The organism is Synechococcus sp. H55.7, assembly GCF_047462395.1.
GTDB lineage: Bacteria > Cyanobacteriota > Cyanobacteriia > Thermostichales > Thermostichaceae > Thermostichus.
The window spans coordinates 102284-127911 of sequence record NZ_JANSJD010000007.1 but is presented as its reverse complement, the minus strand read 5'-3'; the positions used below and the strand labels follow the sequence as shown (position 1 = coordinate 127911).

Below are 25628 nucleotides of genomic sequence, written 5' to 3'. Positions count from 1 at the left end.
GCAAAGAATCGAGGAGCTCCGCTGGCAAATTGAGGAAGGCGAGAAAGAACTTTCTAGGCTGCGGGAAGAGCTTCAGCGAAGAAACAGGCGGCTCCAAGAACTTGAGGCCCAGTTGGCCGAGCGGCGTCAGCTTTTGCAACAGCTCCAAGACAAAGATCGGCAAGTGCGAAGTCTCCAAGCAGAGATAGAGAGGCTGCGTGCGGAGCAGTTCCATGCAGACGCAGACGAGATTACAGAGCTGAGACTACAGCTTCAACAAAGGGATGAGGAAATAAAGACGCTGAAGACTGGCATAGAAGGTTATGAAAAGACTCTGTCTACAATTCTCCAGGGAAGAGGGCATTATACAAGGTACGAGCCGTCGGAAATAGATATAGTCTTGAAAATAACCGAGAAGGAGTTTTACCCACAAGAAGCTAAGAGTTTTATTTTAGAAATCCTGAGAGAGAAAATTAATAACGTACACGAAGGGAGCAGAGTCCAGCATATACTTAGAAACTTGGTTGAGAATAACGAAGCAAACGAGGGTGATGATCATCGTCGGAGAATTAGGGAATCTGTAGACAACTTGTCTTCAGACTATAATGGGTGGAGTGATTATTACAGAAAAAGGTTGGAAGAGCTTGGTTTTGAGGTCATCGCGGAAGATAATCATGTCAGGATTTGCTTTCACGGGGATAGACGCTACCAAATTAGCCTGTCCAAAACCCCTAGCGATCGGGAGGCCGGCCACAGCATTTCTCGGGATATCCGCAACACTATTTTTGGTCTCTAGACAATCTTGAGGCGCCTCAGGCAAATGATCTGTAGTTGCAAACCTAACTTCTTACTTGCCCTCTGAGGCCAAGAAAAGTTAAACCGAGTCCTGGTAGGCTGGAGGAAAGCCTGGGATCCCTGCCATGTTCTACCTGCCGGTCTCGCTGTTGCTGTTTTTCATGCTGGTGCTGCTGCTGCCCTTCCTCTGGCTGGGGCTAGCGGTGGACGTGGTGGCGCTGGCGGTGGGGAAGCTGGGGTTCTCGCGGGAGGGGGCGCTGTTGCTGCTGCTGGCCATCTTGGTGGGCAGCTCGGTCAATATTCCTCTCTACCGCGTCAAGTGCGAGGTAACCCTAGTAGAAGACCTGGCCAGCCTGTGGATGCGGCAATTTTGGGGGATCCCGTTGGCCAAGATCTCTCAGGAGACGGTGGTTGCCCTCAACGTGGGTGGAGGGCTGATCCCGGTGCTCTTGGCCCTGTACCAATTTGGGCGGGCTGATGGGCTGTTGATCCTGGCCGTAACGGCACTGGTAACGGTGGTTAGCTACTACGCTTCCCACGTGGTGCCCGGGATCGGCATTCAGATGAATCCGCTAGTTGCGCCGGCCACGGCAGCCCTAGCCGCTCTATTCTGGGCCGGGGATCAGGCGCCGGCGGTGGCCTTTGCCGGCGGGGTTTTGGGCACAGTGATTGGAGCGGATCTGCTGCACCTGCCGGAGGTGCTGCGGCGCAATTGCTCGGGCATTCTCAGCATTGGCGGGGCCGGCGTTTTCGATGGCATTGCCCTCTGTGGCCTGTTTGCCCTGCTGCTGAGCTAGACCAGCAAATAGGTGAGGGAAAGGGTAACAGCCTGGCTGGGATCCAGCCAGCGCAGGTCGGGATCTCCTTCGGGCGGACGACGGGTCAGCTCTTCTAGAAGCATCTGCGTCCACTCCAGCGGTTTGCTGAGCAACATCGGCGAACGGGTTATCCCCTGCTGACGGACCATGGCTTTGAGGGCTTCCAAGCTGGCCGACAAGGGGCGAGTACTGGCCACAAACAATAGCTCGGTCAGCCCCTGGGCATGGCAGGTAAGCAGATCGGGATTGACGGCAGAGCGCGACTCACCGGCCACCTCAGGCAGGGGTGGCAAAGTCAGGCTGCCCTTGGCCTCTAGACGCAGTGGCAGGGCAAAGTCCTCCTGGGGCACGGGAGCCAACAGGTGCAGTTGCCCGCTGGAATCGACCATCAACAGGTAGCCGAACAGATCCTGCTCGCCTTCGTTGCGCAGGATGAGGTGCAAGGGATCCCCGCGCATAAAGCGTGGGATGCCTGGCTCGGCAAGAGCAGAGGCCCCTTGGGCAAACCGTGGCGCCCGCAAGGGGGCTTTACTTCTGGTGGACAATTCCCCCACCACCGCCAGCGGCGAGATCGCGGCGTTGAGGGTAGTCCGCAGGCGCTTGGCTGCCAGCAGATGGGCTAGACGAGGCACCAGCCGTTGCACCGCCATAGCCGCAGCTTCCCCAGCCGGCCCGCAGGAATTGAGCAGCAATTCTCGACCCGGCCAAAAGAGGCTGTAGCCGTTGACTTCCAAAGGCTTGGGCAGAGCGTCTGCTTGAAAGGCAGCGGCCATTTCTGGAGTAATGCGACCCAGCAGGCAATCCACCTGGCGCTCGCGCGGGTTAGCTGTCTCCATCCAGCTGTAGCCAGCGATGGCGTTGGTCAGATCCACTTTTTCAACGCGACCCAAGTTGTCTTCCAGACCCACCAAAAGCTTGAGGCTGCTGGAGAGGCTGCGCAACTGCTCCCGCACCAGCGTGCCCACGGGGGGAAATTGACCTTCCCCGTTGGCCGGCTGCACCTGGGCCAGCAGCCCGCTGCGAGAACGAATCAGCAGCGGCACCGGCGAGGTGGTGGAAAGGGGAGCCAAAAGAGTACCCGGCTGCAGACCACCCAGCGCCGCCGGTGGGATCCCACCCAGCCACACCTGAGCCCGATTCCCCTTCACTTCCTGGATCACGCCGCTGACTGCCACCTGAGGGGGGGTGAGGAAGTAGGGCGGGATGCGTCGAGCCGTTTCTTTGCCCTCCAAGATGGGGCGCTGACAGGCAAACAGGCCCAGCTCCCGCCGGCTGGCCACTTGGTTGAAGGCCACCAGCAGGCGAGTGGCAGGTGTGCTTTCCCACAGGTACTGCGTCAGCAGATAGGTGAGTACTCCAGCGTAGAATCCTGGCCAAGCGGCTTCTGCTGCCAAGTCTTGGGGGGTGGTGGCGGCAATCAACAAGCCCTTGGGCGGAGACGGCCAAACCCGCTGCGGTTCCGAGGAGTCTGAGGCGGCAGATCCTGCTCCTTTCCCGGCTGGGGGGCGGGAACGCAGTTGCAAATTGCCTCGCACCGACGGCAAGACATGGGTGAAGCCACAGTCCAGCAGAGTGGTGATCTGGGCAGTACCCAAGCCTTCCAAAAGCCGGAAAAAGCTGTCTAGCTTCATCGCTGCCATTCCTTCAGAGCCAGACAACAGGAGCACCGGCTGCCACTGGCCTGGCGCCGATCCCGCCCGCCACTGGCCGTAGCCGCTGAACTGCACGACCACTGTTTCCGCCGCCTGACTTGAACCCCCCAAGTGCTCCGCAAAGGCCGCTTGGATCCCACTCGGCGTGGCGGCCCCATCGGTGAGGGTGAGAATCTCTGCCGGGTCAAAGCCAAAGCGATTCAGGAGCAGCTCCCGCTGCAGCTCCAAATCGGTCACACAGCCCTGTAGCGCGGATCCCTCGCCGGGGTAGCGGTTGATGCCAATCAGAACAGCCAGCTTGCGGGAGCCAGCCGCCAAAGCTTGGCCATAGCGCTCAGCTTGACCCGCCAACCAGCCAGGGGAGAGGCCAAGGCTGGCAGCAACCAGGATCAATGTTTGCAGAAAAGACCGCCTTTCCATGTTGCCCCTCTGGGTTGACCCACTGGCCCAACGGCCACCCAATCGGCGAGCGAGCCACAGCTAAACTTTGCACGGGAATCTATTGCTGCCTATTTCAGGATATCCCTATCCCCGTGGCTTTTTCGCGGGATCGAGTAACAGTTTTCGGCGTTTTTTTTGCATTCCTTATCAAAGTCTCCGCCATTCTCACAGGAGACTCCACAGCAGCGCTCACCTGTCAGGCAAGGGGGAAATCAAGGTAGAAATGCACGGAGATCCACACTCAGCAGTTCAGGAAATAGGGCAAGCGAGCCCCACGCTTTGGCCAATGAAAGCGAACGAAAGGAACCAAAATGAACCCAGACACAACCAGACAAACCAGGCCGGAGTAGAGGTGAAAAACCCCGATCGGATCGGCTTGCTCCATTCCCTCGCCTGCCCAGGATCCCAGGGCCAAGGCTAGGAGATTGTTCAAGGCATGAGCCAGGACAGGCAAGCTGAGGGAGCGAGTTTGCAGGTAGAACAGGCCCATCACCAAGCCGAATACCGTCAGCCCGATCGGGTTGGGGTGCAGCAGGCCAAAGACAATGGAGGAAGCCAGCAGCCCCCTGGAGAGACCCCACTTGAGGCCCCAGCGGTGGAGCAAAATGCCGCGAAATAGCCACTCCTCCGTTATGGGGGCCACCACCACAATCGAGAGCCAGCGTAACCCTTGATACACCTGCGGCCAGGGCATTTCCCTATCCTTTTCCCCCAGCGAGTGGAGCATTGACTCCGCCAGCTCCGGTGCAGGCAGCGACACCAGGTAGAGCATCAACAAAGTTGTGCCCGTGGAGAGCACCACCAAAGCCAACACCACCCGCAGCAGGGATCCCCAGGGAACAGCAGCCCGCCAGTTGCCCCACAGCCGCCTCATCTGCAAATGGGCCTGCTGCCCCCGTCGCCAGCTCCAAATACAGGTGATGACGAAGGTAGAGCAATAGATAAGGTAGGCCAGCAGCGGGTCGTCCGAGGGGAGATGCAACAGTTTGGCCAAAGCGATAGCTCCCAAACCTACACCCAGGTTGATCAACACGAAGGCCAACAGCAGATGCCGCGCCTTGAGGGCTGCAAACCCAGTTAAACTCGGCTCAGCAGGCGGTAGCGTGCGGGATCCAGACACAAAGGCAGCTGTTGCAATTTTCCCATTCTAGTGACAGCTCACCCCCAGGTGAGCCGCTGTCAACTCCCCTCTCCCTTTTGGGGAGGAGCCGGGGGTGAGGGAAGCGGCGCAAAGCGCTTGGGGAGTGTCTTAACCTGATTTGCAATAACCATCCATCTGATGCAGCGAGCCGGTGGCTGCCTCCAAGAGTCGCTAGGTTGAGTCAGCAAGTTAAGATGTGTTACGGGATCCGTTGGGGTTTCTATGGGCGTAACACTGTCAACACCAGCAGCGAGACAGCATAACTTGGGTTCCGCGGCGGCAGGTTCTCCGGCTTTGCCCATCCCGCCAGGGTCGGTTTCGCAGTCAAGCCTGCGCTACGACCCAGAGCAATTGGCCAGGCAATATCGGGGGCGCTGGGATCTGGTGCTGGGGCGTCTCTTTCAGTTGATCACCCCCTTTTTGGGCTTGTTGGCCTGGGTGTTTTGGGATCGCTGGCGAGGAGTGGAGCAGAAGCATCGCCCCCAACACGCGATTCGACTGCGGGAGATCCTCACGCAATTGGGGCCGACGGCCATCAAAATCGGCCAAGCCCTCTCCACCCGTCCCGATCTGGTTTCGCCCCTGTTTTTAGAGGAACTGGCCAAGCTTCAGGATGAGCTGCCCCCCTTCGAGAATGCCGTTGCTTTTGCCCTCATCGAGTCGGAGATCGGCCAACCCACAGACAAAATCTTTCGAGAAATCAGCCCCGAGCCGATTGCCGCCGCCAGCCTGGGGCAGGTTTACCAAGCCTATCTGCACACGGGCGAGAAAGTTGCCGTCAAGGTGCAGCGGCCCGATTTGATCGGGCGCATCTCCCTCGACATGTACATCATCCGCAGCCTGGCCGCCTGGGCCAAGCGCACCTTCCGCCGCATCCGCAGCGACTTGGTGGGCATTGTCGATGAATTCGCCGGGCGGCTGTACGAAGAGATGGACTACACCCAGGAAGGCCGCAACGCCGAGCGCTTCCTGGAGCTGTACCGCCACCCCTCCATCTACGCCCCCAAAATTTACTGGGAGTACACCCGCACCAAAGTGCTGACGATGGAGTGGATCGACGGCATCAAGCTGACCCAGCTCGACAAAATCACTGCCGCAGGGCTGGACGGGCGGCACCTGATCGAGATCGGGGTCAACTGCTCCCTTAAGCAGCTTTTGGAGCATGGCTTTTTCCACGCTGACCCCCACCCAGGCAACCTCTTGGCCATGTACGACGGGCGGCTGGCCTACATCGATTTCGGCATGATGAGCACCATCCAGCCCCACCAGCGCTACGGCCTGATCAAGGCCATTGTCCATTTGGTGAACCGGGATTTTGTCGCCTTGGCCCAGGACTACGTGGATCTGGAGTTTCTGGATCCCGACACAGATCTCACCCCCATCATCCCCGCTTTGGAGGCTGTCTTTGCCGAGGCCCTGGGCAGCTCCGTGGCCGAGCTGAATTTTAAAAGCATCACGGATAGGCTCTCGGGGGTGATGTACGATTTTCCCTTCCGCGTGCCCGCCTACTACGCCCTGATCATCCGCTCTTTGCTTACCCTGGAGGGGATCGCCATCGGCTTGGATCCCAACTTCAAAGTGTTGAGTGTGGCCTATCCCTATGTGGCCCAGCGCCTGCTCACCGACCCGGCCCCAGAGCTGCGCACCTCCCTGCGGGAGCTGCTGTTTAACCAAGGGCAATTTCGCTGGAACCGCCTGGAGAACCTGCTGCGCAACGCCGCCAACAGCGAAGATTTTGACCTGCAGGGATCCCTAGAAAAAGCCGTCGAGTTTATCTTTTCTGAGCGGGGGGCTTTCCTGCGGGAGCGCCTGGTGGATGTGCTGTTCTCCAGCTCAGGGAACGGCACCTCAGACGGCTTGGCTCATTTGCAGCGTCTGTGGGAACTCCTCAGCCGCAACCCGACCTTTCAGCCGCTGCAGCTTCTGCCCATCGTCGCCAAAGTGGCCGCCAAGCCGGAAGCCCAACAGCTGGGCCGGCAATTGGCCTCCCGCTGGTTGCAACGCTCGGCAGCCCGCCTCATTCGGGACCTGCTGCTGCCGGATGTAGAAAAGCCCAGTTCACCCTCTTCCCGCAACGGGATCCCTGGGCCGTCAGCCTCTGAACGTACTGCTCAACTTCCCCTCACGGCCTAGCTCGGCTGCCTTCAGGGGGCAGTATCGCCTTGAGGGTTCACAGAGGTTAGAGCCAGCGCAATCCACTCGCGAAATTCATCGCGGCGGAAAACCTGGGGGCGAGAGCGGGGGCCAAAACGCATCAGGCTGGGCATGCCGTGCTCCTTAAGCCGAGACTGTAGCCAGGTGCCCACACCGGTTTTGCCATCGTTGGGCATTTCGGTTTGGAAGTCACTGTACATCAACAACAACTGGCTGCGAGATTGGAGCACGGCATTTTCTTGGATTAACTTCGGCAGAGAGAGGGCGGTGGCTGAACCTGCCTCTTTGCTGCCTTTGGCAGCTTCACGGCGACGGTCGCGCGGGCGTGGGTTGACACTTTCACGGCTCTTACGGGTTTTGGGTTCACTAGGCATAGAATCTCCTAAACGACAGAGTGGCTTCCCAACAAGGGTCAAAGCCGGAACTCGCAGGCCAAAGGCCGAGCCCGCTGTGAAAGTGGCCCGATGGGTACAGTTCTGGAGCAATCGCTGAAAAGAGTGCCACGTGCTCTTGGGTAAGCGAAGAAGAACTGCTCTGAGCCGGCGCAAAGGGTCAGGATCCCTTCAGCGCAACAGCAGTCTGCAGCGGGTCGAGTTCCTGCCAGCACATCCAAGACTTATCGTCGTCTTTCCTGTCGGAGGCCAGTTTGGCTACCACGAATCCGCAGGGCAGGCAAGCTTGGATGCTACCCCTATATTGACTTAAAAATGGACAAGTGGACAGTCCCCAGCCAAGAACTCAGGCCTGAAGATTTTGCCGCCCGTTGCGGATCACTCGCAACGATTCCAACAACCGCAACTCCAGGTCTTGCAAAACCTGATCCACGTAACGGTGGGCTTCCCGCTGCAGGCGCTCTGATTCCTGCAGTGTCTGCCGCCGCACTTCCTCGCTCTGTTGATAGGTTTGTTGCAACAACTGCTCCGCCTGGGCTTGGGCTTGCCGCAGGATGGTCGATTCGTTGAGAAGCTGCTCGGCTCTGCGTTGGGCCATGGCTACGATTTCTTGGGCATAGCGATTGGCCTCGGCCAAAATCCGATCCCGCTGGCGCAGCAATTCTTCCGCTTCCTCTAGGGCTGTTGGCAAGTTGAGGCGGATAAAGTCCAACTGCTCCAAAATGCTTTCTTCTTCAATGAGCGTGCGAGACCAGAACAGGCGAGGGCTGCTGAGAATGGCCGCTTCCAGTTGATCCAAGGCTTCCTGGACACGCATCAACGCCAGGGTCTGATCCCCAAACGGTACGCCGGCACGATTGGAAGCATCAGAGGGCAATTCTCGCATCAGTCCAGAAGAGGGTGGCCGCGCTGAGCAAAAGGGCAAAGCAGGCAGGATAACGCCTACCATATCAGGTTCTCGGTTTCCTGAATCTACGCGGTCTCCCCTAGGCTCCAACCACTCCCTGTCAAATGGATGTTCTTTCTGATATGCGGAAATGATAGGCTTTCCCCTTGCGGAGGGGGTGAACCAAACGGCGTGGGTGGGTGGTTAACCGCTCAAAAAACCCAGTAGTCTGGCGACTGAGACCCAAGCTTCAGGCGAGGGAGTGTGTCAACGACAGCTATCTGTGGCACACTGAGGAAAAAGGAGTTGGGCTTCGAGCCGCTCATGCCACAACCGCAGCCTCCCCGCAGACTGGAAGACCAATTTGTGGAGAATGTCTCCCGTTACCCCACTTACTTCGTTACCGTTTTGCTGGGGGGGATCTGGGCTGGCCTCCAGCCTTTTGTTGGTTTGTATCGCAAAAGTCCGGCGGCGGCGGCCCTGGTTACACTGGGATCCCTGCTGTTGCTGCTGTTTGTCTATTTCACCCTGCGAGGCATGACAGGGCACACTCTCCTGCCGGCGTGGATGTTGCGTTGAGGGCATGGGGGATGGACGAAGCGATAGAGTGGACGCCAGAAGCAGAGGCGCGCCTTAAAGAAATCCCCTTCTTTGTGCGTCCGGCTGCCCGTAGGAAGATTGAACAGTTTGCCCGCGAAGCCGGGATCCAGAAGATCACGGTGGCAGTTTACGAGCAGGCCAAGCAAAAGTTTGGCTCCTGAGGGATCCCTCCTGCTGGCCATAGCAGGGAGATTGGGTTTGCCGCTAGCTTGGTAGAGGCGTTCTCCTCTGTTTTTTGCAACTCATGGCAGATTGGATCCTGTTGGCACTGGTGGGTTCTGCAACCTACCTGCTGCTGCAAAAAAGTGTGGCCCGCCTCTCCAAGGTGCCGTGGCGGATCCTGTGGCTGGTGATGATGCTGCCCCCCTTGGTTTGGGTGCTGGGGCGGCAGGTGCTTCAGTACGAAGTGCCCCCGTTGCTGATGTTGGTGCTCTTTCTCACCTCTTACTTTATCAGCATGACCTTGGTGCGGCGAGGGGGCATTCGACCCACAGACCCCCGGCCTGAGGCGCCAGAAGGGGATCCTTCTCTGGCTGCAGAATCTGAGCCGGAGGAAGAGGAAGAAGACAGCGCCGCCGATCCGGTCTCGCTGGCTCTTGCCCACACCCCCATTTCCGAAGTGCCGCGGGAAAAGCTCAACCACTGCTTCCCCTGGAACGTTTTTTATTTGCAAAACGTGGAGTACCGTCCCCAGGCGATTATCTGCCGGGGCAATTTGCGGGCGGATCCCACCGAAGCCTATGAGCGGGTACAGCGCAATGTAGAAAACACTTTTGGCAAACGCTTCTTGGTGGTGCTGCAGGAGGGGTTTGCCGGCAAGCCTTTTTTTGCCCTGGTGCCCAACCCGGCGGCGCGGCGCTCTCTGGCGGATGGTCGAGAGTTGCCTGTGCTGGCTCTGGGGCTATTGCTGTTCACCTTCTGGACCACCCTGAGTGCTGGGGCCCAGGCGGCTGGGGTCAGCCCTGACCAGCTGCTGCATCTGCCCTCGCTGATGAAGGGGCTGCCCTATGCGGTGGGGATCCTGGCCATTCTGGGATCCCATGAGTGGATGCGCTATTGGGTGGCCCGCCGCCATGGCATCAAAACCTCGCTGCCCTACTTCATCCCGGTGCCCTTTGTGTTGGGGACTTTTGGGGCGTTTATCCAGTTGAAAGAGCCGGTGCCCAACCGCAAGGTGCTGTTTGACATTGCCGTTGCCGGGCCGCTGGCAGGCAGCCTCGTTGCTTTGGCAATGTTGCTCCTGGGGCTAGTCTTTTCGACGCCTGCGGAGCCTCCGCCAGTGCCAGAGGGGCAGCCGACCCCGATTAGCTTCCATCGCATCGATCCACGCCTATCGGTGCTGCTGGCAATCCTGGCGCGTATGGTGCTGGGGGATCAATTGCAGCCGGGCCAGGTGATCGATCTGCACCCGCTGGCCTTTGCCGGCTGGCTGGGTCTGGTGGTGGTTGCCTTTAACCTGGTGCCGGTGGGCCAACTGGATGGGGGCCATCTTGTCCACGCTGTCTATGGCCAGCAGATGGGGGCCAATGTGGGGCGAGTAACTCGCTGGCTGGTGCTGCTGCTGGCCTTGACGGTGCAGCCCTGGCTGTTATTGTGGGCGCTGCTGCTGTTTGTCATCTCCAGTGCCGACGAGCCGGCCCTCAACGACGTCACTGAGCTGGATGAGGGGCGGGAGCTGCTGGGGCTGGGGATGCTGACGTTGCTGGTGTTGATCCTGCTGCCGGTGCCACCCTTTTTGCAAACTTGGTTGGGCTTGGCCTAGTTCGGGGTAGGATCCAAACCACGCCTAACCAGCTCAGCCCTAGCCATGCCAGCAGGTTTAATTGTCCAGAAGTACGGCGGCACCTCCGTCGGCTCCATCGAGCGCATCCAAGCTGTGGCCCAGCGGGTGGCCCACACGGTGGATCAGGGCCAGCGGGTGGTGGTGGTGGTCTCAGCGATGGGGGAGGAAACCGATCGCCTGGTGGAACTGGGGGAACAGATCCTCCAGGGATCCCCGACCACGCCGGCCCAATGGCGGGAGTGGGACATGCTCCTTTCCACGGGCGAGCAGGTAAGCATTGCCCTGCTGGCCCTGGCGCTGCAGCGCTTGGGCTATCCTGCCCTCTCCCTGACGGCGGCCCAGGTAGGGATTGTTACCACCCGGGATCACGGGCGGGCCCGCATCCTGCACATCCACACCGACCGCCTCTGGCAGCACTTGGAGCGGGGAGAGGTGGTGGTGGTGGCCGGCTTTCAGGGCATCACCAGCCCGGCGGAGCTGGAAATTACCACCCTGGGGCGGGGGGGATCCGACACTACGGCGGTGGCTTTGGCGGTGGCTTTGGGAGCAGAGCTGTGTGAGATCTACACCGATGTGCCGGGGATCTTCACCACCGACCCGCGCAAGGTACCCGAGGCCAGGCTGTTGCCAGAGATTACTGCTGACGAGATGCTGGAGCTGGCCAGCCTGGGAGCGCAGGTGCTCCACCCCCGCTCGGTGGAGATTGCCCGCAACTACGGCGTCAAGCTGCGGGTGCGCTCCAGCCTGGAGCCCTTGCAGGCGGGATCCGAGGGCACCCTCATTCTTTCTCCTCCTCCCCGCCCTCGCCCCGCCGATAGCAGCATTGAGCTGGGCCGGGCAGTGGATACGGTGGAGCTGGATTGGGATCAGGCCAAGGTGGTGTTGGTGGGAGTGCCGGATCGTCCGGGCATTGCCGCCCAACTGTTCCAGGAAATTGCGGCAGCCAGGATCAACGTCGATTTAATCCTGCAGTCGCTCCACCTCAGTGCAGCCGAGGGATCCCCTACCAACGACATTGCCTTTACCGTCAGCCGGGCGCAGGCAGCCCAGGCGGCAGCCGTGGCGCGGCAGGTGGGCCAGGAGCTGGGGTGTAGGGAAGTCCTCGTCGAGGAGGCGGTGGCCAAGGTCAGCATTGCCGGGGTGGGGATGATGGGTCGCCCGGGCATTGCCGCCGAGATGTTTCGAGTGCTGGCGGAAGCCGGGATCAATCTCCAGATGATCTCCATGTCGGAGATCAAGGTAAGCTGTGTGGTGGCTGCCGAGCGGGCTGGGGAGGCCGCCCTGGCGCTGGGGGAGGCGTTTCAGGTGATTCCCCATTTGCATCGGGTCACGGCAGCCCTTGGCCGGGATCCCCTCCCCAGCGACCACCCGGTGCGGGGCGTTGCCTTGGATCTGAAGCAGTCGCGGCTGGGCATCCGCAAGGTGCCGGATCGTCCGGGGACGGCTGCCCATCTGTTCGGACGCCTGGCCGAGGCCGGGATTATCGTGGACACCATCATCCAAAGCCAGCGGGGCTACCACAACGGCATCCCCAGTAACGACATCGCCTTTACGGTGCCTCAGGATCAGGCCAGGGCGGCTGAGGCCGTGTGTCGGCAGGTGGCCGAGGAACTGCAGGCGGCGGGGGTCGAAGCCGACCACGACATCGCTAAGGTGAGCATCGTCGGTGCCGGGATGGAAATTTATCCCGGCGTGGCGGCGCACTTTTTTGCTGCCTTGGCCGACGCCGGGATCAACATCGAGATGATCGCCACCTCGGAGATCAAGGTAAGCTGCGTGGTGCGACAGGAGCAGGGAATCCACGCTCTGCAAGCTGCCCACCGCGCCTTTGAACTCGACCGAGCCTAGTCGGCTTTGGCTGCCAACAGCAGGGGGAAGTGGTGGGCGTTGGGGGCGTGCATGGCCTGGATCCCCAGGTTGGCGCGGTTGACCAGGTCGGCGTAGGTGGGGATGAACCGGCCCTGGCCGTCCAGGATGGACTGGTTGAAGTTAAAGCCGTTGAGGTTAAAGGCCATCATCCCAATGCCAATGGCTGCCGCCCAAATCCCTACGGTCGGCAGGGCCGCCATCCAGAAGTGAACGGAGCGGCTGTTGCGCCAGCCAAGGCCGGGGATCCCCAGCCGCCCCAAGAAGGTGTAGTGGCCGGCCAGGAAGTTGTAGGTGACTTCTTCTTGGCCGAAGCGGTAGCCGGCATTGGCCGACTCCTCTTCCGAAGTCTCCCGAATCAGGCTAGACATCACTAGGGAGCCGTGTAGAGACGCCAGCAGGGCGCCGCCAAACACCCCGGCTACCCCCAGCCAACTGGTGGGGTGCATCAAGATGTTGTGTTCCGCCTGGAAGGCCAGCATGAAGTGGAAGGTGCCGGCAATCCCCAGCGGCAGCCCTTCCGAGAAGCTGCCCTGGCCAATGGGGTAGACCAAGAGCACCGCTGTAGCGGCGGCCGCCGGCGCAGAAAAGGCCACCGCAATCCAGGGGCGCATGCCCAGCCGGTAGCTCAACTCCCACTGCCGGCCAAGGTAGCACCACACCCCAGTGAGAAAGTGGAGCACGATGAGCTGGTAGGGGCCGCCGTTGTAGAGCCACTCATCCAAAGAGGCGGCTTCCCAGATGGGGTAAAAGTGCAGGGCAATGGCGGCTGAGGTGGGCACCACCGCTGCAGAAATGAGGTTGTTGCCCCCCAACAAAGAGCCAATCACCGGCTCGCGGATCCCGTCCATATCCACCGGCGGCGCGGCAATGAAGGCAATTACAAAACAAAAGGCTGCCGCCAACAACGTTGGGATCATCAATACGCCAAACCAGCCAATGTAAAGCCGGTTTTCGGTGCTGGTGATCCACTGACAAAAACTTTCCCAACTCCACAGCCGCCTCGCAGCAGCGGAGCGACGAATGACCGTACTCATAGGCCAACTCCTAGAAAATTTCAGCAAAGCCCCCTCTCTCTTGGGTTTGCCGAACCGACGTCAGGAGAGCGCTCGACAAGGCCTGGCCTGAGGGAGCTTTCTTCCAAACTAGACAGTTTTCGGGATGCCGACAGGGATCTCTAACGTGTGCAGCCAGAATGTGAAACAAGTTGATGTATCGATACAAATAGGCAAATCAGTGTTGCAATTTTGATGCCTTGGTCTCGGCTTTTCCTGGGCAGCCAAGGCCACTTTCTCTAGCCGAGAACTTCAGAATTTCTTAAGGTGAAGGTTTTAAGAATTTCTTCAGAAAGGTAACCCAAGAAGACTGAGATCTATCGTCCAATTTCGGCGTGAAACTCCTGCAGGGACTTCACCTGCAGGGATCCCGACTGCAGGGCCCGGATGGCAGCCGCGGTGGCTTTGGCCCCGGCCAGGGTAGTAACCAAAGGGATCTTGTAGGCCAGGGCAGTGCGCCGGATCTTCCGCCCATCCTGTTGGGCCTCGCTGCCGGAAGGGGTATTGACGATAAGCTGAATCTGGTGATTTTTGATGGCGTCGATGACGTGGGGCCGGCCCTCGTGCAGCTTGAGCACCTTCTCGACAGGGATCCCGTGTTGGGCCAGAACTTTTTGCGTGCCGGCAGTGGCCAGCAGACGAAAGCCCAGCTTGACAAACTCTTGGGCCACCGGGATCACGGCCTGCTTGTCGCGATCGTTAACGCTGATGAACACCGTGCCCCCTAGGGGCAGGTTTTGGCCAGCAGCCAGTTGCGCCTTGGCAAAGGCACGGCCAAAGTCGGTGTCAATCCCCATCACCTCACCGGTAGAGCGCATCTCCGGCCCCAGCAGCGTGTCGGTACCAGGAAACTTGTGAAACGGCAGCACCGCCTCCTTGACAGCCACGTAGGGTGGGATCACCTCCTGGGTAAAGCCCAGCTCCGCCAGGGTTTTGCCGCTCATCACCTGGGCGGCATAATCGGCCAGGGGATGGCCAATGGCCTTGCTGACGAACGGCACGGTGCGGGAAGCGCGCGGGTTGGCCTCCAGGACGTAGACCTGCTCCTTCTGGACGGCGTATTGCACGTTAATAAGCCCCACCACCTTGAGAGCTTGGGCCAGCTTCACCGTCCAGTCGCGAATCACCTGCAGCACCTCGGGGCTGAGGGTGCGGCTGGGCAAGACGCAGGCGGAATCCCCCGAGTGGATCCCGGCCTGCTCGATGTGCTCTAGGATCCCGCCAATGGTTACAGCCCCGGTGCGGTCGGCAATGGCATCTACGTCCACCTCCACCGCGTCCTCCAAAAACTGATCCACCAGCACGGGACGGTCGGGATCCACCGCCACCGCCAGTTGCATGTAGCGCTGCAGGTCTTGATCCGAATAGACAATCTCCATGGCCCGTCCCCCCAGCACATAGCTGGGCCGCACCACCACCGGGTAGCCGATGCGGCGGGCAATTTCCAGGCTTTCTTCCACGCTGCGGGCAATGCCGTTGGCCGGTTGGCGAATATCCAGCTCCCGCAAGATGTGCTCGAAGCGCCCGCGATCCTCGGCTATGTCGATGGAGTCGGGGGAAGTGCCCCAGATGGGCGCCTGGGCTGCTGCCAGCCCCTGGGCCAGTTTCAGGGGGGTTTGGCCGCCAAACTGCACGATCAGGCCCACCGGCTGCTCAGCTTCGACCAGGTTCATCACCTCTTCGTGAGTGAGCGGCTCAAAGTAGAGGCGATCGGCGGTGTCGTAGTCGGTGGAAACCGTCTCGGGGTTGGAGTTGACCATGATGGTCTCATATCCGAGGCGGCTGAGGGCAAAGGCAGCATGGCAGCAGCAGTAGTCGAACTCGATCCCTTGGCCGATGCGGTTGGGGCCGCCCCCCAGGATCATCACCTTCGGCTTGGCGGTGGGGAAGGTCTCGGATTCGCTCTCGTAGGTGGAGTACTGGTAGGGGGTGGTCGCCTCGAACTCGGCAGCGCAGGTGTCCACCGTCTTGTAGGTGGGGATCACCCCCAGTTGCTTACGGCGATCCCGCACCTGGGCTTCGCTGGAGCCGGTCAGGTGGGCGATCTGCCGGTCGCTGAAGCCCATTTGCTTAAGGTGCCGCAGATCCTCAGCACTCAGGGATCCCAGTTCTCGCCCCTTGAGGGCTTGTTCCACTTCCACCAGCTCCTGCAGCTTGTCGATGAACCAGGGATCAATATGGGTGAGCTGGGCAATTTCCTGGGCCGAAAAACCCATGAGCAGGGCGGTGCGAATGGTCAAGAGGCGAAAGGGGTTGGGGGTGCGCAGGTTGGCCCGCACTTCCTCCGGCTTGGGGAAGACTTCTGGCCGGTCGCTGCCAAAGCCGGGGCGGTCGATCTCCAAAGAGCGCAGCGCCTTCTGGATGGACTCCTGGAAGGTGCGGCCAATGGCCATCGCCTCCCCCACCGACTTCATCTGGGTGGTCAAGACCGGCTCTGAACCGGGGAACTTCTCAAAGGCAAAGCGAGGGATCTTGGTGACCACGTAGTCGAGGGTGGGCTCGAAGCTGGCCGGAGTTTTGCGGGTGATGTCGTTGGGGAGCTCCGGCAGCGTGTAGCCCACAGCCAGCTTGGCGGCAATCTTGGCGATGGGGAAGCCGGTGGCCTTGCTGGCCAAAGCAGAAGAGCGGGAAACCCGCGGGTTCATCTCGATCACCCGCACTTCACCGTTGGCGGGGTTGACGGCAAACTGCACGTTGGATCCCCCCGTTTCCACCCCGATCTCGCGCATGATGGCGATGGCATAGTCCCGCAGCCGCTGGTACTCCTTGTCGGTAAGGGTCTGGGCCGGGGCCACGGTGATGGAGTCGCCGGTGTGTACCCCCATGGGGTCGATGTTTTCAATCGAGCAGATGATCACCACGTTGTCCGCCAGATCCCGCATCACCTCCAGCTCAAACTCCTTCCAGCCAATCACCGACTCTTCCACCAGGATCTGGGAGACCGGGCTGGCCTCGAGGCCGGCGGCGCAGATCTCTTCAAATTCTTCTTGGTTGTAGGCCACGCCGCCGCCCGTGCCCCCTAGGGTATAGGCGGGGCGGATGATGAGGGGATAGCCGATCTCGTGGGCGATTTGCTTGGCTTCGGCCAGGCTGCGGGCCAACCCTGAGCGGGGCACGGCCAGGCCAAGCCGCTGCATTGCCTGCTTAAACAGCTCCCGATCCTCCGCCTTTTCGATGGCCTCCCGCTTGGCCCCGATTAGCTCCACGCCGTAGCGATCTAGGATCCCGCGCCGGGCCAGTTCCACGGCCACATTTAAGGCCGTTTGTCCCCCCATGGTGGGGAGCAGGGCATCGGGGCGCTCCCGCTCGATGATCTGGGCCACGAAGTCCGCCGTCACCGGCTCGATGTAGACGCGATCCGCCATACTGGGATCCGTCATGATGGTGGCCGGGTTGGAGTTGACCAGGATCACCTCGTAGCCCTCCTCTCGCAAGGCTTTGCAGGCTTGGGTGCCCGAGTAGTCGAACTCGCAGGCTTGGCCAATGACGATCGGCCCCGCTCCAATGAGCAAGATCTTGTGAATGTCGGTACGGCGCGGCATGGGATCCCAGGGGTGGCAGAGTCAGCCTTCTATTGTAGGAGGTCACCTGCAGGTCAAGTTGCTCGTCGGGATCCCTCTTTTTTGGGATTGGCCCGGCTGGCTGCGCTCGCCAACAAAACAGGCAAGGCCGCTGTGCAACTCACTTGGCTCTGAACTCTTGGGGTTGTAGGTGCCGCAGCCAAGCGTTGACGTTGACCCGAATCCGTTGCCCAACCTGTAAGAGGCGGTGCAGATTTTCGGCGGAAATGTCGCGGCACTCTTCTGGGGGCCAAGCCGGGCAGCGGGGGCCGACCTGACGTTCCAGGGTCGCCAGGTAGAGCTCTTGGAGACGATCCAGATTAATGGGCAGGCGCAGATCCGCGGCCAATTGCAACCACTCTTCCAGGTTGTGGAGCTGTTCGCCAACAGTCTCCAGCTCAAAAGCGTGGGCAAGCTGCCACATCCCCCGCTGCAAGAGCCGCTCCAGAACACGGGCTGCTTCTTCCCGCCGCAACTGACACCCCAACTGCTCCGCCTCACGGGCGATCGCCCGCAACTCCATCAGGTGATCCCGCTTGCCCTCTTCTATTTCCATCGCCCGCAAACTGTTCAACAGGCGCTGGTTGAGGGTAATCTGAGCTGCGGCCAACAATTCTTCCGGGATCGGCAGGCCATCGGCACGAAAAGCCATCAGGATCCCGTAATTGTCGAGGTAGGTTTGGCGATAGAGTTGGGCCAGGCGGTCTAGGGTATCTTGGGTAAGCCAGCGCATCATCTGCTGCCGGTCTTCGTCGTTCAGGGCGTTGAGGTCAAAGGTTTCCGGCCCAAACAGATCTTGCAGAGCCAGGATCATCTCCACCCGACTGGGGGATCCGGCCAGCAAGCGGGTTTTCAACTGTTCATAGCTGCGCCGCCCGGCAAACGGCCTAACGCCACATTGAAAGTCCCAGCCGCCGATGTGGAGCATGGCGTAGATCAGATCGTGCTCTTCGCGGGTGCTGGGAAAGGTAAGCTTCACCCGCCCGATGGCCAGTGTGGATCCCCCTATCGTCAGGCGCTCCTGATCCACTGGATCCAACCCATACCCTTGGGAGCGGGGGATGCCGTTAAAGAGAGACAGCATGGCGTGCTGGGCCACCAGCCGCTGTGGGCTGACCAGGGTGGGACGCACCAAGGCGCAGTAGACCCCCTTGCCGTCTTTGTAGAGGTCGAGGTTGCTGGGAGCCTTGCTCAGGCGGTTGAGGAACTCCTCTTCTAGGCTCACATCCGTCACGGCTGCCGCCAACTGGATAGCCCGTGCCGCATAGCGCAGGATCTGCACCCCTTCAGGACGGGATAGCTCCTCAAAAAACCAGCCACAACTGGTAAACATCAACTGGCTGTAGCGCTGCATCTCCAACAGGCGCAGCACCTGCACCTGATCTTCAGCCCTGAGGCGGTGGCTCTGATGCTCCCGCAAAAACGAATCGCAGCGCTCCCGATCCAAGATCACCTCAATGTAGTGATCCCGCGCCAGCCAGGGATCCCGCAGGTAGGCTCTGGCTTCCGTCTCGTAGATCTCGGCAAGCTGATCCCGCAGCCAGTTGAGGGCCTCCCGCAACGGTTGCCGCCAGCGTTGGTGCCACCCACCCACCGCTCCACAGCCACAGTCGCGCGACCAACGTCCTACCCCGTGGGCGCAGCTCCAGGCGGTGACCGGTTTCAGTTGCACCTCCCAAGTGGGGGGATGTTGGCTGAGAAAATGGCTGTAGTTGCCCACCTGCCAGCCCCGGCGAGGAAATTCCTCGCAAAAGGCATAGGCCAGCGTGCGCTCCACTCCGCGCTTGTGGTGGCCAAAAGTCTCGCCATCGGTGGCACAGTTGACCAGATAGGCTTCCCCCTCGGTGTCCGGCCGCAGAGCGGAACGGATCCGCTCCGCCAGCGACTGGGTGCTGTAAACGATATCCCCAAAGCCCAAGTCACGGGAAATGGGGCCGTCGAAAAAGAAAATATCCAAGTACCCCTCTCGGTCGGGGGTAAAGCAGCGGTAGGGCCGCCGGGGATCGATCTGGTTCTGGCTGACATCCATCCATTCCGTTTGCCCCAAAGGGCGAACGCGCTGCGCCTGGCTGGGGGCCAAAATGACGAAGCGGATCCCACAGTCGACCAAGGCTGTAACCGTCGCCGCGTCGATGGCGGTTTCCGCCAGCCACATACCTTGAGGATGGCGCCCAAAACGGTGTTGGAAATCGGCAATCCCCCAGCGAATCTGGGTGTACTTGTCGCGCTCGTTGGCCAGCGGCAGGATGACGTGGTTGTAGACTTGGGCGATGGCATTGCCATGCCCCTCCAGCCGCTCGGCGCTGAGACGGTCGCCGGCCAAAATGCGCTGGTAAACCTCAACGTCGTGCTCCTCCAGCCAAGAGAGGAGGGTGGGGCCGAAGTTAAAGCTCAGGAATTCATAGTTATTGACAATGCGCACCACCCGTCCCTGGTCATCCAGAACGCGGGCAAAGGCATTGGGCCGATAACACTCCGCCAGAATGCGCTCGTTCCAGTCGTGAAAGGGGCTGGCGCTGGGCTGACGCTGAATGCGGTTAAGCCAGGGATCCTCCCGCGGCGGCTGATAGAAATGGCCGTGTAACACCACGTAGGGAGCAGTTGCCCTTGGCCGCGCCGAGGCCCGATCGCCAGCCCCCGCCGAGAAGGGAGCTATCTGGGTCGGCGAGTCTCCATAGCCTGACTGTGCCGCTGGCCTGTCGGAATTCTTGGAGCCACTCGGCATCATAAGATCACACTCCTTAAGCTCCCCCCAACTTGGGTTACAGGGGGACGAGCTGTTAACTTAAATTCATATTCATACGTTACAGCGATCCCCGATCTGCGGCGGTGAATGTAAAAGATTCAGTTAGAAATTTGACAGGCAACAAACATCGGTCAGTAATCTTTGCGTTTTTCTCACAACAGAAGGGATCGCGGCTGGATCCCTTCCCTGAGCAGACCCAAGCTCGCCAACTTACATTGCCCAGTGCCACCAGCCCAGACCCACCAGCACCGCCGTGATGCCGTAGAGGCATCCCACCACCTGCACCTCTGACCAGCCGCCCAGCTCCAGATGGTGGTGCAAGGGCGACATGCGCAGCAGCCGTTTGCCTTGTCCGGTTTTGCGTTTGGTGTACTGGAAGTAGCCCACCTGCAGGATCACCGACAGGGCTTCTGCCACCAGCACTGCGCCCATCCAGGCCAGGGCCCAGAGCTGATCCCCCAACAGCGCCAGCCCTGCCAGAGCGCCCCCCAAGCCCAGGGAGCCGGTATCGCCCATAAATAGCCGCGCCCGGTGGTGGTTGTGCACCAGAAAGCCCAGACAGGCGCCGCTGAGAGCAAAGGCCAGCCCTGCCAACTCCGAATCCGCTGCTGTCAACCCAAGCCCCGCCAGGACAAGGGCCACCACCCCTGCCGCCAAGCCGTCCATGCCGTCGGCAAGGTTGACAGCGTTGTTGGTTCCCACCAACACAAACAAAGCCAGCGGCCAGAACAGCCAGCCCAGGGAGAGGGTGCCTATTCCCGGCAGGGTTAGAACGGTAGGGATCCCTTGCCAGGCCAGGTAGCCGCAAAAAACCAGCCCGATCCCCACCTGGAGCAAAAGCTTCGCTTTGGGGGACAACCCCTTGTTGGAGCGCTGCCGGATAACCAGCCAATCGTCCAGCCAGCCGACCAAGCCATAGGCCAGAGTCAGCAGCGCCACCGCCAGCCACTGGGGATCCCAGCCGCTCCAGCTCCCGGCCACCAGCAGCCCCACAGGCAAAAAGCTGATCCCACCCATCGTCGGCGTGCCTGCTTTCTTATGGTGGGACGGGGGCCCCTCTTGGCGGATGACCTGCCCTGCCTTCCAGCGCCGCAAGGCAGGGAGGAGCAGGGATCCCAGCATAGCCGATCCCAGTACGCTCAATCCAAAGGGGACGATCACCTGGGGCCGGATCCCGATCACCAGGGCCGAGAGGGCCAAGCCCAGAGTCAGGGAGAGCGCCATCCCACCCCAGTCCGCCTCTTCCAGATCGGGAAGCGTATCCGCATCCGTCCTTTCTGAACCCCTCACACCTTCAACCTCCAACACGCCACAACCGCTCAAAAAACTCCGGCAGGGGAGCCCAAGAAAACTCTATCCTGCCGGAAGCTCAGAGGTGAAGGGCCGGTGGGCGCCTAGTAGGGCCACTTCCAGTTGCGCACCTCCGGCAGATCCTCCCCATGTTCGCGGATGTACTGCTTGTGCTCGACGAGCTTATCCTGAATGATCTGCTTGATGTGGGCCCGTTCGTATTTGAAGCGCTCCACCCGGTCTAACACGTCATCCGCCAAGCTGAAGCGATCCACCTCGTTGAGGACGCACATGTCGAAGGGGGTGGTGGTGGTGCCTTCCTCCTTGTAGCCGCGCACGTGCAGGTTGTGGTGGTTGGGACGGCGGTAGGTGAGGCGGTGGATCAGCCAGGGGTAGCCGTGGAAGGCAAACACGATGGGCTTATCGGGCGTGAAGATACTGACGTAATCCACATCGCTGAGGCCGTGGGGGTGTTCGCTGGGCGGCTGCAACTTCATCAGGTTCACCACGTTCACCACCCGGATCTTGATGTCCGGCAGGTGCTGCCGCAAAAAGTCCGCCGCCGCTAGGGTTTCCATCGTCGGCACATCGCCGCAGCAGGCCATCACCACATCCGGCTCGGAGCCCTGGTCGTTGCTGGCCCACTCCCAGATCCCCAGGCCCTGGGTGCAGTGCTTGATGGCGGCATCCATGTCCAGATACTGCAGGGCCGGCTGTTTCCCTGCCACGATCACGTTGACGTAGTGGCGGCTGCGCAGGCAGTGGTCGGCCACCGAGAGCAGGGTGTTGGCATCCGGGGGCAGATAGACGCGGATGATTTCGGCTTTTTTGTTGACCACGTGATCCAAAAAGCCGGGATCCTGGTGGCTGAAGCCGTTGTGATCCTGCCGCCACACGTGGGAGGTGAGCAGGTAGTTGAGGGAGGGGATGGGCCGCCGCCAAGGGATGTGCCGGGTGGTTTTCAGCCACTTGGCGTGCTGGTTGAACATGGAGTCCACCAGGTGGATGAAGGCTTCGTAGCAGGAGAAGAAGCCGTGGCGGCCTGTCAACAGGTAGCCCTCCAGCCAGCCCTGACAGACGTGCTCGCTCAAGATCTCCATCACCCGTCCATTGGGGGAGAGGTGCTCGTCGTAGTCGTAGATAGGCGCCACCCAGGTGCGGTCGCTGGCCTCAAACACGGCGTTTAGGCGGTTGGATGCAGTTTCGTCGGGGCCAAAGAGGCGGAAGTTGTGGGGGTTGAGCTTCATCACATCTCGCAAAAACTGTCCCAGCACCTTGGTGGCCTCGGCCTCCGTGGTGCCAGGGCGCGGGACGTCTACGGCGTAGCGGCGGAAGTCCGGCATTTTCAGCTCCCGCGTCAGCAGGCCGCCGTTGGCGTGGGGCAGGGCACCCATGCGTTTTTCCCCTTTGGGGGCCAGCTCTTGCAGCTCGGGCCGCAAACGGCCGTTTTCGTCGAAGAGCTCTTCTGGCTTGTAGCTGCGCATCCACTCTTCCAGGAGCTTGAGGTGCTCCGGGTTCTTGGCCAGATCCGCCAGTGGCACCTGGTGGGAGCGCCAGAAATCCTCTACTTTTTTGCCGTCCACCTCTTTGGGGCCCGTCCAGCCTTTGGGGGTGCGCAGGATGATCATCGGCCACTGCGGACGGGTAGGATCCCCTTTGCTGCGGGCGTGGTGCTGGATTTCTTGAATCTCGTGGATCACCGTGTCCAAAGTGGCGGCCATCAACTGGTGCATCTGGGCTGGCTCAGAGCCCTCGACAAAGTAGGGTTTGTAGCCATAGCCCACAAACAGGCTTTGCAGCTCTTCACGGCTGAGGCGGGCCAAAACAGTGGGATTGGCGATCTTGTAGCCGTTGAGGTGCAGAATCGGCAGCACCGCCCCGTCGTGGATGGGGTTGAGGAACTTGTTGGAGTGCCAAGAGGCAGCCAGAGGGCCGGTCTCGGCTTCTCCATCCCCGACTACACAGGCCACCAACAGATCGGGGTTGTCGAAGGCCGCTCCAAAGGCGTGGGCCAGGGCATAGCCCAGCTCTCCCCCCTCATGGATGGAGCCGGGGGTTTCCGGGGCCACGTGGCTGGGCACGCCGCCGGGGAAGGAGAACTGCTTGAAGAGCTTGCGCATGCCCTCGGCGTCTTGGCTGATGTTGGGGTACACCTCGCTGTAGGTGCCCTCCAGGTACGTGTTGGCCACCAGAGCGGGGCCGCCGTGGCCGGGGCCGGTGATGTAGAGGATGTTGAGGTTTTCCCGCTTGATGATGCGGTTGAGATGCACGTAAATAAAATTCAGCCCCGGCGTGGTGCCCCAGTGCCCCAGCAGGCGCGGCTTCACATGCTCCAGCTTGAGGGGTTCCCGCAGCAGCGGGTTGTCCATCAGGTAAATCTGCCCCACCGACAGGTAGTTGGCGGCCCGCCAGTAGGCGTCCATTTTGCGCAGTTCGTCGTCGGTCAGCGGTTTTGTCGAGAGCTGTTCTGCCAAAACCATAGCCGTACCCCCCAGGTATCTCTACTCCCATGGTGAGCCAGGTTGGGGCGTAGGCTTGGGGATCTTGGGATTCCTTTGGATTTGGGAGATGGGGTGAGGGTTGACAAGGGCGGGCCTAGGTAGAGCTGCAGCATTTTGCCCATGACCATTAGATACTCTCCCTGAGGGGCACCCCTCACCCCCAACCCCTCTCCCTGAGGGACACCCCTCACCCCCAACCCCTCTCCCTGAGGGAGAGGGGAGTTAGGGATCGATGTGGCAAACCTATTGTTGAATAAGGCCATGGAGATTACCCAGCAGCGAGGAAGCGTTGAGCAAAAGTTGGCATCATCCGGCGTTGGGTTAGTCTTGCTCAAGCGGCAGGTATCTTGTTACCACCACCAGGGCTTGAGGGGGGTGCCGTCGGGGAAGATCAGGCCGGCAATCCGGGATCCGCTGTGCTTGAGGCCCTCGATCTGGGCGCCTTCCAGGTTGGCCTGGGCGAGGTTGGCGCGGCTGACATCGGCCCGGCGTAGGTTGGCCCCCTGGAACTGGGCCTGGCGCAGCTCGGCGCCGCTGAGATCGGCTCCTTCCAGGTCGGCATTTTGCAAGTTGGCCCCCCGCAGATCCGCCCGCTGCAGGTTGGCCCCCCGCAAGTCTGCTCCCTCTAGGTTGGATCCGCGCAGATCCACGCGGCTGAGGTCGGCCCCCCGCAGCCGGATCTGGCGCAGCACCAGCCCCCTCAAGTCGGCCTTGCTCAGGTCTTGGCCACAGAGATCCTGCCCCTCTCCTCCCCAGTTCTGCAACTGCCAAATGTGGCGCAGCCGCTCCTCCAGGTGGGTCTCTTGGGAAAGCCGGGATCCCCGCAGGCTGGTGCCGCTGACTTTGGCCCCTCTCAAGTCGGCTCCCTCCAGATCGGCCCCCTGTAAGTCGGCTCCGCTCAGCTTGGCCCCTTGCAAATTGGCCTGGCGCAGATCCGCTTGCTGCAGTTGGGCGCCGTTGAAGTTGCAAAAGCGCAGGTTGGCCTTTCTCAAGTTAGCTTCGTAGAAGTTAGCACCCCCCAGCCGCGCCTCTTGCAGATCCACTCCCTCCAAGTCGGCGTAGGTGAAGTCCCGCTCGCCGCGCCGATAGGCCACGATCACCCCTTGCGCTCCCCCCACCGGGCGAAAGGGGCTGTAGGCGCGACAGGCCCGCTCCGCCTCCGGCTGCCCTAGCTGCGACAACAAGCGCCAAGCCGCCAGGCGCACCGCCCAAGAGCTGTTGCCGGCCAGGGCCGCAATCAGCTCGGCCAGGCCCGCCGATCCGTACTCCAGCAACTGGGGCAACGTAGCCAGGCGCACCGCTTCGTCGCTGTGGGCAAGGCGCCGCCGCGCCCCCTCGATGCCTCCCAACACCAAAGCCTGGGCCGGGGCGGTCGCCGTTTGACCCCCCAACACCAGATCCCAAAGTCGTGGCCGGGTGCCACCGGAGAGCTGGGAGTTGCCGATCATGGGCCCGGCTATACCCAACGTCCCACCACGACGCGGATGGTGCCATCCTCCAACACTTCTTCGGCCTCAATGGCATAGCCCTGTTCCCGGGCCGAGCGCAGCAAGCTTTTGTGGGCGTAGCGCTGCAAAATCGGCTCCAAGAAGGTCTGGGGATCGATACCTGCTCCCCACAGATCGGTCACCAGCTCGTAGTGATCCCCGTTGCGGCGAAAGCCGATGTCGAAGCCATTTTGCTGACGGATCACCAAGTCGGCGCGGGTGCGATTCCACAGGTAGCCGCGCAAGCTGGCATCCCGCTGCACGGCGTAGCCCAGTTCCTTTAGGGTCTCTTCCAAGAGCTCGGCGTCCTTGATTTGCACTTGCAGAGTGGTGAAGTGAGACATGGCGGTTACAATCCTTTGCGGGATGGAGACGGGATCCTCCACTATAAAGTGCCCTTGCGGTTGTGGAAAAAATGTGAAAAAGCATCACGTGGATCCCTAACTCCTCCCCTGGACAAAGGAGTCGCGGAAGTGTCTCAA

At 60.8% G+C, this 25628-nt stretch carries 18 protein-coding genes; 7 read left to right on the top strand and 11 right to left on the bottom strand.

From position 1 onward, the window contains the following. Positions 1–775: hypothetical protein (locus tag NW851_RS05320; RefSeq protein ID WP_414337224.1), on the top strand; the 775-nt coding region annotated here is incomplete at its 5' end. A gap of 124 nt (positions 776–899) precedes the next feature. Beyond that, on the top strand, positions 900–1571 hold the full coding sequence (locus tag NW851_RS05315; protein WP_414337223.1) for a DUF1614 domain-containing protein: 672 nt from the start codon (positions 900–902) through the stop codon (positions 1569–1571). On the opposite strand, the gene NW851_RS05310 is transcribed toward NW851_RS05315, so the two are convergent. Together NW851_RS05310 and NW851_RS05305 are read right to left on the bottom strand one after the other, a co-directional pair. Beyond that, complete coding sequence (locus NW851_RS05310; protein WP_414337222.1) at positions 1568–3664, bottom strand: caspase family protein; 2097 nt, start codon at positions 3662–3664, stop codon at positions 1568–1570. The two genes, NW851_RS05315 and NW851_RS05310, sit on opposite strands and share 4 nt — an antisense overlap. A gap of 262 nt (positions 3665–3926) precedes the next feature. Further along, a complete protein-coding gene (locus NW851_RS05305) occupies positions 3927–4805 on the bottom strand; it encodes a lysostaphin resistance A-like protein (protein WP_414335634.1) in 879 nt (292 codons plus the stop codon). A 243-nt stretch (positions 4806–5048) separates the two neighbouring features. On the opposite strand from NW851_RS05305, the gene NW851_RS05300 reads away from it, so the two are divergent. Continuing rightward, complete coding sequence (locus NW851_RS05300) at positions 5049–6959, top strand: ABC1 kinase family protein (RefSeq protein WP_414335636.1); 1911 nt, start codon at positions 5049–5051, stop codon at positions 6957–6959. An 11-nt stretch (positions 6960–6970) separates the two neighbouring features. On the opposite strand, the gene NW851_RS05295 is transcribed toward NW851_RS05300, so the two are convergent. Together NW851_RS05295 and NW851_RS05290 are read right to left on the bottom strand one after the other, a co-directional pair. Beyond that, positions 6971–7354, bottom strand: a complete 384-nt coding sequence (locus tag NW851_RS05295) for a hypothetical protein (RefSeq protein ID WP_414335638.1) — start codon at positions 7352–7354, stop codon at positions 6971–6973. Between the two features lie 364 nt (positions 7355–7718). Next, positions 7719–8321, bottom strand: coding sequence for a hypothetical protein (locus tag NW851_RS05290; protein WP_414335640.1), 603 nt, complete (start codon positions 8319–8321; stop codon positions 7719–7721). A 243-nt stretch (positions 8322–8564) separates the two neighbouring features. Here NW851_RS05290 and NW851_RS05285 point away from each other — a divergent pair, with 243 nt between their 5' ends. From NW851_RS05285 to NW851_RS05270, 4 genes are all read left to right on the top strand, one after another. Continuing rightward, the gene (locus tag NW851_RS05285) at positions 8565–8837 is read left to right on the top strand and encodes a DUF751 family protein (RefSeq protein WP_414337221.1); all 273 of its coding nucleotides are present in this window, start codon (positions 8565–8567) and stop codon (positions 8835–8837) included. Positions 8838–8848: 11 nt separating this feature from the next. Further along, positions 8849–9019 (top strand): PCP reductase family protein, encoded by a 171-nt coding sequence (locus NW851_RS05280; protein ID WP_414335643.1) that lies wholly within the window; start codon positions 8849–8851, stop codon positions 9017–9019. Between the two features lie 83 nt (positions 9020–9102). Then, positions 9103–10620 carry a site-2 protease family protein gene (locus NW851_RS05275; protein WP_414337220.1) on the top strand — a complete coding sequence of 506 codons (1518 nt, stop codon included), beginning with the start codon at positions 9103–9105 and terminating at the stop codon, positions 10618–10620. 45 nt (positions 10621–10665) lie between these two features. After that, positions 10666–12489, top strand: coding sequence for an aspartate kinase (locus NW851_RS05270; protein WP_414337219.1), 1824 nt, complete (start codon positions 10666–10668; stop codon positions 12487–12489). On the opposite strand, the gene NW851_RS05265 is transcribed toward NW851_RS05270, so the two are convergent. The 7 genes from NW851_RS05265 to NW851_RS05235 form a co-directional block, all read right to left on the bottom strand. After that, a complete protein-coding gene (locus NW851_RS05265; protein ID WP_414337218.1) occupies positions 12486–13544 on the bottom strand; it encodes a Photosystem Q(B) protein 1 in 1059 nt (352 codons plus the stop codon). The genes NW851_RS05270 and NW851_RS05265 overlap by 4 nt on opposite strands. Positions 13545–13879: 335 nt before the next feature. Continuing rightward, positions 13880–17104 (bottom strand): carbamoyl-phosphate synthase large subunit, encoded by a 3225-nt coding sequence (gene carB, locus NW851_RS05260; protein WP_414337217.1) that lies wholly within the window; start codon positions 17102–17104, stop codon positions 13880–13882. 139 nt (positions 17105–17243) lie between these two features. Then, positions 17244–19850: a DUF3536 domain-containing protein gene (locus NW851_RS05255; protein ID WP_414337216.1), complete on the bottom strand. Its 2607-nt coding sequence runs from the start codon at positions 19848–19850 to the stop codon at positions 17244–17246. A 228-nt stretch (positions 19851–20078) separates the two neighbouring features. Beyond that, positions 20079–21092 (bottom strand): phospho-N-acetylmuramoyl-pentapeptide-transferase, encoded by a 1014-nt coding sequence (gene mraY / locus NW851_RS05250; protein WP_414337227.1) that lies wholly within the window; start codon positions 21090–21092, stop codon positions 20079–20081. Positions 21093–21262: 170 nt separating this feature from the next. Beyond that, positions 21263–23638 (bottom strand): phosphoketolase, encoded by a 2376-nt coding sequence (locus NW851_RS05245; RefSeq protein ID WP_414337215.1) that lies wholly within the window; start codon positions 23636–23638, stop codon positions 21263–21265. A 371-nt stretch (positions 23639–24009) separates the two neighbouring features. Further along, complete coding sequence (locus NW851_RS05240; RefSeq protein WP_414337214.1) at positions 24010–25107, bottom strand: pentapeptide repeat-containing protein; 1098 nt, start codon at positions 25105–25107, stop codon at positions 24010–24012. A gap of 8 nt (positions 25108–25115) precedes the next feature. Then, a complete protein-coding gene (locus NW851_RS05235) occupies positions 25116–25490 on the bottom strand; it encodes a DUF1257 domain-containing protein (protein ID WP_414333509.1) in 375 nt (124 codons plus the stop codon). Positions 25491–25628: the final 138 nt, after the last annotated feature.

What these genes read in the sequence shown, in the direction of transcription:
- NW851_RS05280 (WP_414335643.1), top strand. Translation starts at nt 8,849, where the DNA reads ATGGACGAAGCGATAGAGTGGACGCCAGAAGCAGAGGCGCGCCTTAAA.
- NW851_RS05310 (WP_414337222.1), bottom strand. Translation starts at nt 3,664, where the DNA reads ATGGAAAGGCGGTCTTTTCTGCAAACATTGATCCTGGTTGCTGCCAGC.
- NW851_RS05265 (WP_414337218.1), bottom strand. Translation starts at nt 13,544, where the DNA reads ATGAGTACGGTCATTCGTCGCTCCGCTGCTGCGAGGCGGCTGTGGAGT.
- NW851_RS05315 (WP_414337223.1), top strand. Translation starts at nt 900, where the DNA reads ATGTTCTACCTGCCGGTCTCGCTGTTGCTGTTTTTCATGCTGGTGCTG.
- NW851_RS05290 (WP_414335640.1), bottom strand. Translation starts at nt 8,321, where the DNA reads ATGGTAGGCGTTATCCTGCCTGCTTTGCCCTTTTGCTCAGCGCGGCCA.
- NW851_RS05235 (WP_414333509.1), bottom strand. Translation starts at nt 25,490, where the DNA reads ATGTCTCACTTCACCACTCTGCAAGTGCAAATCAAGGACGCCGAGCTC.
- NW851_RS05240 (WP_414337214.1), bottom strand. Translation starts at nt 25,107, where the DNA reads ATGATCGGCAACTCCCAGCTCTCCGGTGGCACCCGGCCACGACTTTGG.
- NW851_RS05255 (WP_414337216.1), bottom strand. Translation starts at nt 19,850, where the DNA reads ATGATGCCGAGTGGCTCCAAGAATTCCGACAGGCCAGCGGCACAGTCA.
- NW851_RS05295 (WP_414335638.1), bottom strand. Translation starts at nt 7,354, where the DNA reads ATGCCTAGTGAACCCAAAACCCGTAAGAGCCGTGAAAGTGTCAACCCA.
- NW851_RS05300 (WP_414335636.1), top strand. Translation starts at nt 5,049, where the DNA reads ATGGGCGTAACACTGTCAACACCAGCAGCGAGACAGCATAACTTGGGT.
- NW851_RS05275 (WP_414337220.1), top strand. Translation starts at nt 9,103, where the DNA reads ATGGCAGATTGGATCCTGTTGGCACTGGTGGGTTCTGCAACCTACCTG.
- NW851_RS05245 (WP_414337215.1), bottom strand. Translation starts at nt 23,638, where the DNA reads ATGGTTTTGGCAGAACAGCTCTCGACAAAACCGCTGACCGACGACGAA.
- carB (WP_414337217.1), bottom strand. Translation starts at nt 17,104, where the DNA reads ATGCCGCGCCGTACCGACATTCACAAGATCTTGCTCATTGGAGCGGGG.
- NW851_RS05270 (WP_414337219.1), top strand. Translation starts at nt 10,666, where the DNA reads ATGCCAGCAGGTTTAATTGTCCAGAAGTACGGCGGCACCTCCGTCGGC.
- mraY (WP_414337227.1), bottom strand. Translation starts at nt 21,092, where the DNA reads ATGGCGCTCTCCCTGACTCTGGGCTTGGCCCTCTCGGCCCTGGTGATC.